Annotated in this window: 14 protein-coding genes and 1 riboswitch; of the genes, 2 read left to right on the top strand and 12 right to left on the bottom strand. The window is 35.7% G+C overall.

What is annotated here, in order from left to right; all coding sequences use genetic code 11:
• Positions 1-34: 34 nt before the first annotated feature.
• The 12 genes from nheA to AZF08_RS31840 form a co-directional block, all read right to left on the bottom strand.
• Positions 35-1,195, bottom strand: a complete 1,161-nt coding sequence (gene nheA / locus AZF08_RS20950; protein ID WP_033674722.1) for a non-hemolytic enterotoxin subunit A — start codon at positions 1,193-1,195, stop codon at positions 35-37.
• Positions 1,196-2,174: 979 nt separating this feature from the next.
• On the bottom strand, positions 2,175-3,275 hold the full coding sequence (locus AZF08_RS20955; protein WP_033674828.1) for a hypothetical protein: 1,101 nt from the start codon (positions 3,273-3,275) through the stop codon (positions 2,175-2,177).
• Positions 3,276-3,313: 38 nt separating this feature from the next.
• The gene (locus tag AZF08_RS30555; protein WP_033674721.1) at positions 3,314-4,414 is read right to left on the bottom strand and encodes a hypothetical protein; all 1,101 of its coding nucleotides are present in this window, start codon (positions 4,412-4,414) and stop codon (positions 3,314-3,316) included.
• A gap of 235 nt (positions 4,415-4,649) precedes the next feature.
• A complete protein-coding gene (locus AZF08_RS20965) occupies positions 4,650-5,309 on the bottom strand; it encodes a response regulator (RefSeq protein ID WP_033674720.1) in 660 nt (219 codons plus the stop codon).
• On the bottom strand, positions 5,272-6,795 hold the full coding sequence (locus tag AZF08_RS20970) for a sensor histidine kinase (protein WP_033674719.1): 1,524 nt from the start codon (positions 6,793-6,795) through the stop codon (positions 5,272-5,274). Before AZF08_RS20970 ends, AZF08_RS20965 begins: the two co-directional genes overlap by 38 nt.
• A gap of 556 nt (positions 6,796-7,351) precedes the next feature.
• On the bottom strand, positions 7,352-9,178 hold the full coding sequence (locus tag AZF08_RS20975; protein ID WP_033674718.1) for an APC family permease: 1,827 nt from the start codon (positions 9,176-9,178) through the stop codon (positions 7,352-7,354).
• 148 nt (positions 9,179-9,326) lie between these two features.
• Positions 9,327-9,470, bottom strand: a riboswitch (cyclic di-AMP (ydaO/yuaA leader).
• Between the two features lie 227 nt (positions 9,471-9,697).
• Positions 9,698-10,423 (bottom strand): ABC transporter permease, encoded by a 726-nt coding sequence (locus AZF08_RS20980; protein WP_033674717.1) that lies wholly within the window; start codon positions 10,421-10,423, stop codon positions 9,698-9,700.
• A 2-nt stretch (positions 10,424-10,425) separates the two neighbouring features.
• Positions 10,426-11,148 (bottom strand): ABC transporter ATP-binding protein, encoded by a 723-nt coding sequence (locus tag AZF08_RS20985; RefSeq protein ID WP_033674716.1) that lies wholly within the window; start codon positions 11,146-11,148, stop codon positions 10,426-10,428.
• Positions 11,149-11,619, bottom strand: coding sequence for a DUF3021 domain-containing protein (locus AZF08_RS20990; protein ID WP_033674715.1), 471 nt, complete (start codon positions 11,617-11,619; stop codon positions 11,149-11,151).
• Between the two features lie 12 nt (positions 11,620-11,631).
• Positions 11,632-12,072 carry a LytTR family DNA-binding domain-containing protein gene (locus tag AZF08_RS20995; protein WP_033674714.1) on the bottom strand — a complete coding sequence of 147 codons (441 nt, stop codon included), beginning with the start codon at positions 12,070-12,072 and terminating at the stop codon, positions 11,632-11,634.
• Between the two features lie 434 nt (positions 12,073-12,506).
• Complete coding sequence (locus tag AZF08_RS21000; RefSeq protein WP_033674713.1) at positions 12,507-12,887, bottom strand: hypothetical protein; 381 nt, start codon at positions 12,885-12,887, stop codon at positions 12,507-12,509.
• A 135-nt stretch (positions 12,888-13,022) separates the two neighbouring features.
• On the bottom strand, positions 13,023-13,145 hold the full coding sequence (locus AZF08_RS31840; RefSeq protein ID WP_265182903.1) for a hypothetical protein: 123 nt from the start codon (positions 13,143-13,145) through the stop codon (positions 13,023-13,025).
• A gap of 411 nt (positions 13,146-13,556) precedes the next feature.
• On the opposite strand from AZF08_RS31840, the gene AZF08_RS32260 reads away from it, so the two are divergent.
• On the top strand, positions 13,557-13,877 hold the full coding sequence (locus AZF08_RS32260) for a helix-turn-helix domain-containing protein (protein WP_063177354.1): 321 nt from the start codon (positions 13,557-13,559) through the stop codon (positions 13,875-13,877).
• 91 nt (positions 13,878-13,968) lie between these two features.
• Complete coding sequence (locus AZF08_RS21010) at positions 13,969-14,751, top strand: IS3 family transposase (RefSeq protein WP_407639498.1); 783 nt, start codon at positions 13,969-13,971, stop codon at positions 14,749-14,751.
• Positions 14,752-14,789 lie beyond the last annotated feature (38 nt).

Here is a 14,789-nt window from a genome sequence, read left to right on the forward strand (position 1 = left end):
TCATCGATTATTATGATGTATTACTTACTTAGATTTAATGTACTTCTACATTTGTCACGTAATCTTCAAATTGATTTGTTTGTTTATTCATCTCATCACTGACTTTTTTTAACTGGTTGAATTGCTTTTGGAGTGTACTACTATCTGTTTGAACACCTGTTTCAAGATTTGATTTCATTTGGAGCATATTTTCATTCAGTGACTTCCAATCACTTACCAAGTATTCTAGAGTAGTAATTTGTCTATCAATTAACTCCGTAAAGCTTTTCACCTGATCTTCAATAAATGTAATTTCCGTTGCTTGAATTTCAGTTTGTGATAGCTTTTGAATAAGCGGAATTAATTCCTTTTGTTTTTGCTGAATTCTATTAGCAGCTTCTCTTGTTTGACTATCCGCAGCATTTACAATTTCATCGCTAAGAGATCCAATTGATACAAAATCTACCGTTTTTGTTTGAGCTGTTGTATTCGTAATTGTAAACACTTGCTTCCCAATATTAATAGAGCCTTTAATAATTTCATTTGGTCTATTTAGTATCTTTGTAAGTTCTGCTTGAATCTCTTCTTGAATTCTTTTAATGTCGGCTCTTATCTGTACAATATCTCCATTTGAACCCTTTAATGATTGAATCGCCATTTCAGCCTGTTGAGATAAGCTTTCACTATCTTTTACTAATAAAGCTTTGAATCGATTTAACTCCAACAAAGTTTGTTCCATATTATCTTGAATCGTTTCTACTTGACCTTGGAGCTTACCAAAGGTGCTTACAAAAGCTACTTTTGCTTGTTCATCCTCATTCACTTTTCCAGCTAAATCATATAATTTACTATAATAGTTATTAAACCTTGTACTATATCTCATCATCTCTTGATTTAAATCAATTAGCTTCGGATTATATTCATCAATCCATTCACGGACATTCGTTTTTGCAAACTTTTGATGATTTGTCAAACTACTCATAGCATCTACCTTAATATCTGGCTGCTGTAAAATGACCAATCCATACGCTTGTATTAAAGGTGACTGCGATCCTAACATTCTAATCGAGTTTGATAATGTATTCGCAGCCATTACATTTTGCACATATGTTGGTTTCAATTCAGATTGCCCCCCTTCCGCGTAAGCGCTTACAGAAGTGAAGCAACTCGTAGATACTGCTGTAACCAATAATCCTGTAATTAAAGTTTTTTTCACTTTAATTCCTCCTAATGTATTAGTAACTAACTATGTTCCATATAGATTTGATATGTTTTTATTGATTTCGCTGTAATAGGTAAATTTCGGAAACGTTCCCATACCTATTAAACCTTTTCAGATATGTGTCAACTTTATTTCTAGCTGTTAGCTTTTTATTGCCCTATCAATATTTTGGAAACTACATTGTTTGCAGAAAACTAACAACAATATCTTAAGAAAAAATAGAATAATAATTTACTATATCCACCTCTTTCATTCAACTAGATTTTACATGCAGTACTACTTGAACTTAAAACAAATCACATCAACCATTCATCATACCTTTATGTAATGAATAAACTGTATACCATAAGAATCCTTCCAATTATCCATAGTACTTGGAAGGAAAATTCCATTTAGATATTGAATATATTACACAGAAAATATTATTCATTTTTCATGATACTTCTAAAAGATTCGTTATTTAAATTCAAGTTTTATACTGTAAAGTCATTTAAACACAGCTATTTCCCATCGTAAAGCAGTATTTTCCCTTGCGCTATTTCAATAGCTTCTTGTCTTTATTTCAATATAAAATAACATTAATTTTATAAAATATTAATAAGAATATCTCTCATTAAAAAGCACATCTATCTCTAAAAAACCCCTTACGAAATATTATCTTAATATAATTAATTCAAGTGTATGCAATTATGCATACACTCCTTTCACAAAAAAGATTTCCTTACTTTGAAATCTTCTCCTCCCTGCAAAAAGTAGCCTACTTTCTTTTTTTATTGAAAGAAAAAAATTACTTAATCATACTCCTGCTAAAAAAATCCACTTTCTCCTCTATTATTCATAAGTAGTAAATCCCTCTATCTATCTCCTATCTTCATTCTCTGGAAGCAAGGACTTACTGCTCTCAAATTAATGAATAGCTCTTACATTTACTAAAAGCCCTATTGCATTTCTACTTTTTGATTAGCAAAATAAGCTACAAACTGCCACAGTGTCTGCATCTATTACGTCTACGATAGTAGTAAGCAAGTGTTGCGCCAAATAATGCCACTCCCCATACTGGCCATAATAACTCTGGCCCTTCCAATGCCCATCCTCTATAATCTAGACCGCCTTTATTAATAACCCCTCGAATATACATCAAACCAGCTGAAGTAACCATAATAGAAACCAGTGAAGCAGGAATAATTGCTAATGAAAGAGGTACACGCTTACCTGCAACGAATGGAAACCAACGTGGAAAATGTTCTCCCCAGCGTTGAATAAGCCCTAGTGTAAGAATTGCCCCTCCGAGCGCTACAGTAGCCAAGAACGCACCCATTAACCAAATTCCAGGTGAATCACGTTCAAAGGAATCAAGTAATTCTTTAGTAGTTCCGAGTGGAATTCCCACTGCCCAACACCATCTTGTTACGGAATAACAGATAGGAACAATAATAGCAATGTAAGTGCACCATTTCCCCCAAGATGCTGCAGAGGATTGCGCTGTCCATCTAGAAGGAATACTGCTTCGACCACAATATTGACAAACATTTCGTGTTCGGCGTTGATAGACTAGCGCAGTAGCAATCCATAAAAATGCCCCTAGCATACTCATATATTGATTTACAATCGTCCAATACATCATACGCTCAAAATAATCAACTCCATGTGGAAAATCGAATGGTGCTCCAACAAAAAAGACAATTCCATATGCCGCAGTCACTAAAACACGGTAATCAATAACTGCAAATAACTGAATCACCACTAGTATATACACAAACATGAGTAATACAATCCGTATAAGGCCTTCACCCCACCCGCGAATCATCATGAAAGCTACAACAACTCCGATTAATCCAAAAGCAGCTATCACAGGCGCGCCGATTTCTGGCTTTAAACCAGCTAGCATTGAATATTCAGGTTGTGGATCCCCTATTCCAATGGGAAAACCTTTTCCTCCCACCCCCCAATACAAACCTAATATGAAATAGATCAATGACCACGCACCCGCAACATACCCAATCCATTTTGGCCATAGTGATAACCACCTAAAAATATGGATTCTGGTTTCACTTTTTTTCTCAGTATTTAACATCATGAAAGAACAACTCCTTCTCTTAGAAAGTTAAAATTCTAAAACCTTCTACAAAATCTACACTGGCCTCTCCTTCTTTGATAATAAGCAATGGTTGCCATTCCTAATGCTATTCCCCAAGGAAGCCAAAATAGTGAAGTCCCTAATTCTCCCCAATTTCCAGTATTGATGGAACCATCCAATATTTTCAAAATGATAATCGGACTTATTTTTAATCCCGCAAGAGTGATAAGAGCTGATGCACATGTTGCCGGTAGAACCGCACACCAAATCGGAACTCGTTTACCAGATAGACTTAAACACCACCTTGGGAAAATTTCTCCCCATCTTTGGATGAGTCCCAATGTAAGGATGGCACCACATATGGGTAATCCGCCGAGAACAGCTTCAATCATTCGTTCTATAAGGGGCTGAGTACTGATTGATGTTGCATCACTTACTCCCAATGGAATACCTACAGCCCACGCCAAACGAACGATACCATAAGGAAGTGCCATAATGACAGCAATGTAGGTAGCATATTTTCCCCACCTATTTCGGATAATTGATTTATTTTGCATGTTTTTTAGGCGTCCGCAGTTCACACATGCCCTCAAGCTCCGACGCTGATAAGCCAAGGCTGTGGCTCCCCACAAAACTCCTCCTACTATACATAGAAGTTGATTTATTACAAGCCAATCGATTAGTTGAAACTGTAGCATGAAGGAATAAGCGAAATTTTGTAATATCCGGACATCAGGAATCACTATAACTAGAGTGATACACATTGCCCATGCGAAAATAAGTAGGAATGAACGGGGAATCCTTTTCCCCCACATTCGGATTGTCGCTAGTGCAGCGATTGATCCAATGAACCCTATACAGGCAATTGTCATTCCCCCCATATCTGATTGAATGTTTGATAAAACTGACCCCATCATAAACCCTCGGGGATCATTTTCACCAAAAGGGAATCCATTACCACCTAAAGCCCAATAAATCCCCAAAACTCCATACAAGAAAGACCAGATTGCAGAAATATAAGCAACCCATCGATGCCAATCTGACAGCAAATTTTTTTGATTTTCCTGCCCACCTTTCAATGTATTTTGTAAGTGGTTGTCAGTCGACTGTCGTATATGATTTAATTTAAAAACCATATTCTTCAACTCCCTAGTGTATATTGATGAATACGTTCATATTATGATAAAAAATCCAGTTTGAAACGAACCCACAGAACTGTTTATGAACAGGTCTAGAGATTCGTTTAGAAAAGGGGGAAATGGTCAAGATTATAGTCCTCCTCCTCGTAAATGTTACAAAAAAACAAAAAACCAATTCCATGTAAAGGAATTGGTTCGAAAACCTTCTAAATATATATTCATAATTTCTATCCTAATCTAGGCGCATAAACCCTTGTTCCCATGCAAAAACAGCAGCTTTCGTACGATCAAGCATATGAAGTTTACTTAAAATGTTACTAACATGACCTTTCACTGTCTTTTCACTGATGAAAAGTTTCTCAGCAATTTCAGCATTCGTGAGACCACTAGCTATTAGTCGTAATACTTCAAGCTCTCTTTCACTAAGTTCGGAAAAAGGATTTGAAGAAGTCTGTTTCGTAACACGAATCTCTTTCACAACCCTCGCAGCCACTTTCGGATGCATCATGGATTCACCTTGCACGCCTCTCCTTACAGTTTCAACCAATTGATTAGGCTCAATGTCTTTAAGTACATATGATATTGCTCCTGCACGTAATGCTGGAAAAATGTACTCGTCCTCATGATAAGAAGTCAACACAATCACTTGCGAACGAGGACTAACTTGTTTAATCCTTCGAATCGCCTCTACACCATTGATACCTGGCATCACTAAATCCATGAGTACGATATCTGGCACAAGTTCAGCAGCTAGGGCCGTAGCACTTTTTCCATTATCTGCTTCTCCAACCACGTGAAAGTCAGGCTGAATTGTGAACAAGGTATTCAATCCTTGTCTGACAATTGCATGATCGTCAACAATTAAAATCGAAATCTGACCTTCCTTTTCCATTCTCTGTCACCTCTTCTGAATAACAATTGGCATCTTGCTTGTTATCTTCTTGAATATCTGTTTGTTTACATTGGACAGTAATTTTCACACCTCTATCCAGTTCGCTTTGGATATCAATATGCCCCTTTAATGCACGAACCCGTTCACGCATAGAAGACAGACCAACTCCTTGTCCACCTACCCTTTGAATATTAAACCCACAACCATTGTCCTGGATAGAAAGTGTTACAACTTCTTCACACTTTAAATAAACCCTTACCATATTCGCCTGACTGTGACGTGCAACATTATTCAGCGCCTCCTGTATGATACGAAAGAAGGTCTCTTCAATAAGAGGGGATACTTGTTGCTGTCCACTTGTCTCCAAATTAACCATGATATCAGTTTGTTCTTGCCACATCCCCGCATAATCCTTTAATGCATGTGCCAGATCCTTCCCCTCAAGTGCAACAGGACGTAATTCCCGAATCAATGCACTTAATTCACGTTGCGTTTGATGTAACACGTTTTCTGCCTTTAACAAATGTTCTTTTGCGGTGTCATCATCTTTTCCGATAAGAGATTTGCTAGTATTCAACCAGATCGATGTAGCAAACAGTTGTTGCTTAATACTATCATGTAGCTCACGAGCTAATCGATTTCGTTCCTCTAGTGTTGCTAAATCTTCCCGTACTCTAAGTAAGGTACGTAGTTGTTTCGCCATCTGATTAAGCTTACGTGCCAACTGCCCCAATTCATCCTTTGAAGGATCATGTACAAATGTTGTGAAATCTCCTTGACTCCATCGATCTGTAGAATTTAATATCTTTTGAATACGACGAACGAAACTTCGAGACGTAATAATTCCAAAGGTAATCCCAACAATTGCTGCACCAATCAAGAAAACCAAAATACTAAATCCAAAAAACTGAAAGGTAACCTTCCAAAAATCGAACAAAGAAAAATGTATGTTTTCTGCTTTAACTACTAATACCCCACGAACATCTTTCTCATTCGCTAATGGAGAAACAATATATAAAATCCCATCTTTATGATAGCTATATGTTTTTAATTTACGTGCTTCAGATGGTTTCAATGACAGCGCTGTATATATATGTTGATAAACTTTTGCAGGAAATTCTTCTTTAAAATCAATGAACTGAGGCACCCCCTCTCCAGCACTTGCAATTAATTTCCCATCAGGATCAGTGACCATAGAAAATCCATCGAATTCAGTTCCTACTTCAATAGGCCAATCTTCTAACGCTTTCTTCAGTCGACCTTGATTCATAAATGGTCCGTTAAAGTTAGAAGATATATTTTGAGCTTGTATACTTATCTGTTGTTCAAACATTCGGTCTGCATTATATTTCACTAGACTAAGTGAAATAAGAAACCCCACTATTTCAAGTGTTAATAAAACACCAATAGTTGTTAACACATAAAACAAAGTCAGTTTCCACTGCAAGCGGCGGAAATGTCGAACAAAACGAGACAGAAATTTCATGTTTTTTCCTTCCTAATCGAAAGTATAGTAACCATCGTATTGTTCAATTTTTACTAAAACCTACTCCCTACTATATGATATGTATTCAAATTTAATATCCCCTCCAAGGAGCTTCTTTATATAATTCATTCTAAATTTAATTTTTCTTGATAAATCAGAGATTTCCTTGCATACTCATAAAATTATAGATTGGTATGGAGAAACAGATACAAACTGCACTATTTTACTTAATGGAGAATGTGGAAAATGCACTTTAATAATAATATCCTTAAAGAAAAAATCAAAAAACTACATATACCTTTATTGTATTAATAGTATTGAAGACATCCCTAAGATGTAGATAATCTAAAAAAGTGGGGCCGTTCAGAAAATTGTTGAAAGTAAATGGAATGGAAGTTTAACAGAGTTAGGAAAAATAACTTTTGGAGTGGTAAAAAGATTTGAAATACCAAATTTAAAACAAATATTGGACACACAAAGATAAATTATAAAACCTCTTAGCACAAGAAAAGGTAGCTCTACATACGTAAAACCACCTTTTCTTGTTTTTGAATCTTTATTTTTTCAAATGATATGGGACAGTCGTAATAACTACATTTCTCCGATAAAGCAAGAATGCACGAATCAGTAAGCTAGACTGGTTATGAAGAATATTGTGCCAGCCTTTCTTAGGAATAAATTGCGGTATTACTACAGTAACCCGGTAATTTGATTCACTTGCTTTGTATTGAACTGTGTCAATAAATTTGGTTAGCGGCTGAATAATACTTCTGTAATGAGAGTGCAGTGTCACCAGTCTAACCTCAGGCTGCCATTTCTTCCATTTTTCTTCGAATTTCTTCTCATCTTCTCTTTCAAAAGAAACATAAACAGCAATAATCTGATCTGGCGAAAGAGATTTAGCGTAATTTAATGAGTTTTCCACTACATGAGTCATACCAGCCACAGGTACAATGATTACATTCCCTTCAATCGGCACAATTGGCTCACAAGTTGTAAGACTTAATTGATCACCTACCGCTTCATAATGCTTTTTAATTCGGTGAAAAACAAAAATTATGATAGGTAAAAAGATTAAGATTGTCCAAACCTGTGCGAATTTGGTTAAAAAGAACATGATCATAACTATAAAACTAATAATGGCACCAATTGAATTAATAGTTAATTTTAAAATCCATCCTTCAGGCTTTTCACGAACCCATTTCATCACCATCCCAGACTGGGACAACGTAAATGGAATAAACACGCCTACTGCATAAAGTGGAATAAGATGCTCCGTTTTCCCTTGAAAAGCAATAATTAAGAGAATTGAAGCAATTCCAAGTATGATAATTCCATTAGAATACCCTAATCGGTCTCCCCTAACCGTAAACATTCTTGGTATAAACTTATCTTTTGCAAGATTAACTGCCAGTAAAGGGAAAGCAGAATAGCCAGTGTTAGCAGCAAGGATTAATATCAATGCTGTTGTTCCTTGAATAAAGAAATACATAAAGTTCCGTCCAAATGTTTCTTCAGCAATTTGTGAAACAACTGTTACTTCTTTACTAGGAGTAATACCATAATAATAGGCTAAATATACGATTCCTGAAAATAGCAGCGCAAGTAAGGAACCCATCGCAAGTAACGTTTTAGCAGCATTATTGGGAGCAGGATCTTTAAAGTTTGGAATTGCATTAGAAATGGCTTCAACTCCTGTCAAAGCAGAACTACCTGATGCAAATGCTCTTAAGAGTAAAAACAAACTGATCCCTGCTACTGGTGTACCAATTGGTGTATGCAAATGAGGCGAAACCTCACCTGTTACAATGTTGTATATACCTACACCGATTAAAATAAATAATGCTAAAACAAATAAATAAACCGGATAAGCTAAAACAGAAGCTGACTCCGTTACACCTCTTAAGTTCAAGATTGTAATAAATAACACAAATATGATAGCAATAACGACATTATGAGCATGTAAGCTAGGAAAAGCAGATGTAATTGCATCCGTTCCCGCAGATACACTTACCGCTACAGTTAAAATGTAGTCAACTAACAAGGAGCCTCCAGCAATTAATCCTGGATTTATACCTAGATTTTCTTTTGATACCACATACGCTCCCCCGCCGTGAGGATAAGCAAAGATAATTTGCCTATATGATAGAATTAGAGCCGTTAACAGAATTAATACGCCAATTGCGATAGGAATAGAATACCAGAACGCTAACGCGCCAACTGTAAATAGAGCAATCAATATTTGCTCTGGACCATATGCAACTGATGATAAAGCATCAGAAGAAAGAATAGCTAATGCTTTCGTTTTGTTAAGTTTTTGCTCTCCTAATTCGGTTGACTTTAACGGTCGACCAATTAAAAATCTCTTTATGGATGAAACCACTGATGTCCACTCTCCAATAATTTAATACGTTCATTTCTCTATTAGCTAAATAAAAAACTGATTAAAAGACTTATTTTCAAAAAAAATGCCTACAAGTTCATAACAAATAAACTTGTAGACATCAATTTTTTTGTCGCACAAGCTCCACCTTCCTTCTCATAAAACGCTTACGAGGTTAGCTGTCGGATTCGGGCCTTTGAGTAGCCCTACCTTGTAAGGATTCACCCCTTGGATTATGTATCAATCCACAAAACGGTTCCCCCGTACCATAAGGTTTCAGCGATTTAGAAATTTGAAACTGTCGATTATCATACTCTTTTATTCAGGAAAAGTAAATAGAAATTTTCATACAATAGATTAAATTTTTAGAAATAGGAAATTTTTGATGATTATGTATGCTATTACTTTACAAACAAATATATTATTATATATAGATAATAATATATTTGTTTGTAATTTATTCAACTACCATACGTTCTTACGTAAAATTATATTGTTTTAAATATGAATACAATTTAGTTAGCTTTTCATTTTCCGCTTAAAGCCCAAAACAGCAATTACGAAGATAAGGATCGTATAGCCGACTACCCATGATAAAGGTACAACAAGATCACCATACTCACCAGATAAAGCAAATCGCGTAGCATCAACCGCATGAGCAAATGGCAATACATAACCGATCGTTTTAAACGCACCACCAATCATATCTAACTTAAACCAAGTACCACTTAACCATGTTGTAAGGTTGACAAAGATCGCAAAAATCCCACCAACTTGCTTATCAGTAAAATACGTGCCAAGTAGTAGACCAAATCCAATATAAAGCATTGCAATGATAATGAGTAGAATAGCGGCCCCTAGTACATTCACATTAAAAGATAGACCTAAGCAGAGTGCTGAAATACAGCAAATGACAATTTGAAGAATCGCAACCGGTAATAGTGGAAGAGCATACCCAATAATATAATCAAACGCAGACATAGGGGAAGCAAAAATCCGCATTAAAAACGAACTGCTTTTATCCTTACCAATCAACATCCCCGAAAATAACGTAATGAAAGAAAAACTGAAAACGATCACGCCTGGCGTTAAGTTTTCTATACTATAAAGGTCAAAAGGCATATTTTTCTGCATGATTGAAAAAAGGTACATAATAATAATCGGAAGTACAATCCCAAAAAGGAGTGTAAGAGGATCTCGTAAAATCTCTTTACGATTACGTGAAGCAAATGCTAAATATCTCATAGTTAGACACCTCCTTCAGTTAGTGTAAGAAAGATATCTTCTAAAGAAGCTTTTCCCGTATTTTCTTTTAGCTCATCAATCGTTCCAAGCCCATGCAATTTACCACCATGCATAATGCCGACGCGATCAGCAAGTACTTCTACTTCTTCTAGATAGTGTGTCGTTAAAATAATCGTGATTTTACCCTTTAATTCAAGAAGAGTCTTCCATAGATCGTGTCTAGCACGAATATCAAGTCCTAGCGTTGGCTCATCTAAAAAGATGATTTGGGGAGATGAAATAAGTGCCATTGCAATACTAAGCCGGCGCTGCAACCCACCTGATAATGTTTTTGCTTTATGTTTTGCTCGCTCTGAAAGTCCAAACTTCGTCATCATTTCCACTGCTTTCCGCTTCACCTCTTGCTTATTGCTTCCATAGATACTCGCAATGAATTCTAAATTTTCCTTTACAGAAAGATTCGGAGCTACCGCAGTTTCTTGTGGTGAAATGTTTATTTTTTGTTTTACCGCCGTAGGTTTTTTGACGATACTATCTCCTAACATCAGTGCATCGCCACTTGTAAGTGTAAGTAAGCAACTAAGCATTTTAATCGTTGTTGTTTTTCCAGCCGCATTTTGTCCTAACAGTGCAAAAAATTCTCCCTTCTCAATCGTCAGTGAAAGATCGTCGACAGCTGTGCGCTCTTTAAATTTTTTCGTTAGATTTTTTATAGAAATGGCCATTTATTCGTCACCTTTCCCTTCTAATTGCTTTGATTGAATCGCAGCATTAATTTGTTTAATATCATTCTTTGAAATCGTATATTGAATAGCCCACGTAACAACATACGTACTTAAAAAACTAATGAAAAAAAACAATGTACTTATGAATGTTTTTGGCATCCAAAGGAGTGTCACAATCGGTAACCATACTAGTGTCGTTATACAAAAGTGAACGATGTACTGTTTCAGTAGACTCCACTTCACTATGTCAAAAACAAGCGAACTTGTAGCGAATGTGACACCAATAATCCCTGTTAATAGTATTTGCACGATGACAGCGGTCATCTCACTAACAAAGAAAGAGCGAAAATGATCCACAACTGGCATATATTCTCCGTGTCCTAATTTGAGCGAAATAAGGATTTGTACGATTTGTCCGATAATCACGCCGATGACAAAACCACCAACAACTCGACTAAATAAATTTTTCACGATGTTTTCACCTCATATTCCGAACAGTTTCTTAATTTTTGAAACACAGCGTCGAGAAGCATACGTTTTGATATTCCCTGTTAATAACACGCCAATTGTTCCCGTCATACTAATATCCATATTCGTAATCATTTTGATGTTAACAATCTCTGAATTTGAAATACGAACGAAAAATTGACTATTTAACTTCTCTTCCAGTTCATATAACCTTGAGCGCACGGTATAGATACCAGCAGCAGTTTGGAGAAATACCTTCTGTTTCTCCGCATAGATTCTGACGATATCTTTACATTCAACAATTTCAACACCTCTATCTGAAAATACAGCCAATGAATCCATAGAGGTTTCCGAAAGTCGCTTCATAATATCAGATATCTCATCTGTCATTTTATTAGTTAGGATAATGATTTTCGGCTCTTTATACGATGGATCAATCGACAATTCAAATTTCACTTCATCACATCCCTTTCACTCGATATAAATATAAAAACTATTTAACATACTGTAAATGGATTTTCGATAATCGGTCGTTTTCACACGATAACTGGTCAAAAGACGAATATAACAATTCTTTTTAAATGCTCCAGGAACACCTCTCTCAATCATAAAAAAGCACACGAAGACAGGCTCTCTGCGCGCTGATTCAATATATGTATTTCTAAATAAAAATTATTTTTATTATTCATCTGTATAGACGAATAACTCGCTTGAAGGAATTTAAAATATCCAAAACACTATATCTTTATTAAAAAGTTCTACCCTGTTAATTAAAAGAACTCTTTTATATTTCTATTATACATGAATAAAAAAAACGACACTTTATTTTGTGTCGTGTCGGCTCTCTATTCACTACTGGCGGTTTGACTTTCGATATTTTGAATTACAAATTATTTCATATAGATTACTACAAGCATCCATACAGCCAAAGCAGCAAGGATAGCAAGCACTATACGCGTAGATAATATCCGTACTTCAAAGTCTGTTTTCTTAGATGGCTCAGGATATGCAATTATGTAAATTCCTTTTAATAGTGAGAGCCATGCAATAATTGTAATAAGTCCCTGCCAGCTAAACTCCCATACATTATGCAAAATTACAGTACCTAGCCCTAAGAATATCGATAGAAAACCATACATAATTCCAAACCCTCTGTCCTCGACCACTAATTTTTTCAGTTCACGTAGTACCGATGGGCGCACAAAAAGGATTCCCGATATAATAACTGTCACCCATCCCCAAAATAGTCCTAAAAAGGTACTTACCTCCATTATTACCTCACTCCTTTCAATTATATTTATATTTCAGGTAATTCCTTCTTTAGAACATTTTCAGTATTTTCATGTATAAGCTAAAAGATACCAAACTTTAAGAAGGAAGTATACCTATTCCTATTTTGGGAGTGGTTAGGAAAATACAATTCGCGTTGTCAAACCATATTTCCTTGACGGTACCTCATTGGTTAATCCTTCGATGGCTTCACGCAACATCACGTATCCGTGATCGTACTCTTTAATCAACGCTTCCACTTTTGCATCCTCCTCATTTCAAGAATTTCTTCATAAATATACTCAATACTTCTATTTCGTTTTGCTTTATTTCTTTTTCTGATCTTAAACACTCTAAATATTTCATATCGCCACCCCTAAATTTACGTTTTTACATTATTCTGTATTACATGTACAGAAACCTTCTGGCTCAAACCAATAGACACTTACTTACTTAAAAATAGCACTCATATCAAAATGGACGCCTCTTGATATTATCCCCTTTAGGTAGACAGTGTAAAAAGACCATGTACATACATGGGTGTTACACTATTACTTGGAGGGGATTTTTCATGGCTAAAAAAGGTNTTGATATTATCCCCTTTAGGTAGACAGTGTAAAAAGACCATGTACATACATGGGTGTTACACTATTACTTGGAGGGGATTTTTCATGGCTAAAAAAGGTTCAACATTCAATGCATACTCGGAAGAATTAAAGTTATCAGCTGTTCAAAGTTATTTAAATGGAGAAGGAAGCTACGATATGATAACGGAAAAATATCAGATTAAGAGCTCTACACAACTGAAAAATTGGGTGAAAAAATATAAAGAATGCGGTGAAATTACAGATACACGTGGGAAGAAGAGTGGCATGAAAGGTATTCCAAATCCTTTAAAAGGGAAACGTGTTCATTTCAGCACTGTTGAAGAAGAGCGGGATTACTATAAGGYACAGGTTGAATATTTAAAAAAGCAATATCCAAATCTGTAAATGGAGRCGTACTAAAATGTAAAGAGAGATATCGTATCATTGAATCATTAAAAAGGAATATCCGATTACGTGGCTTACTAAATTTGCAGGTATACATCGTTCAAGTTACTACAAGTGGATTCATACAAAATGTATGAAAAACATGCGACTAGAATTAGATCAACAATTAAAAAAGGCGATAAAATCTATCCATTTAAAGCACAAGGAATATGGCTATCCACGTATGAAAGTTGCTTTACAAGAAGAGGGTTATTTTGTGAATCATAAAAAGGTGTATCGCTTAATGAGTGAACTCAACATGCAATCTATTATTCGAAAGAAGCGTCGCTTCTTTAAAGGAGAGTATTCCAATACTTTTCCAAATGTTTTAAACCGTGAGTTCAAAAATCGCCAACAAAATGAAGCACTTGTTACAGATATTACGTACCTACGATTTCAAGAGGGATTCCGTTATCTATCTGTTGTACAAGATATTTATAATAACGAAGTTGTTTCTTGGAAAATTTCCAAGCGCAATGATAATGAACTTGTATTAGATACAATTGAAATGTTGGCACAAAAAAGAGATGTGCGCGGAACCATTCTCCATTCAGATCAGGGGTTCCAGTACACATCTCATGCCTACAACAAACGACTTTTAGATTTAGGTATCATTGGCAGCYACTCTCGCAAAGGAAACTGCCATGATAACGCCTGTATCGAGTCATTTTTCTCCCATTTAAAATCGGAGATGTTGTATTTGCATCATTTTAAAACAGAAACAGATTTAATACAAGCAATTGAGGAGTATATTTATTTTTATAACTATAAACGGTTCCAAAAACGACTCAACCACCGAGCTCCGATAGAATATCGAATCGCGATGGTTGCTTAGTCTTTTTTAATACTGTCTACTTGACAGGGATAAGACCA

Origin of the sequence: Bacillus gaemokensis, assembly GCF_001590835.1 — a bacterium.
In the GTDB taxonomy this organism is placed as follows: domain Bacteria; phylum Bacillota; class Bacilli; order Bacillales; family Bacillaceae_G; genus Bacillus_A; species Bacillus_A gaemokensis.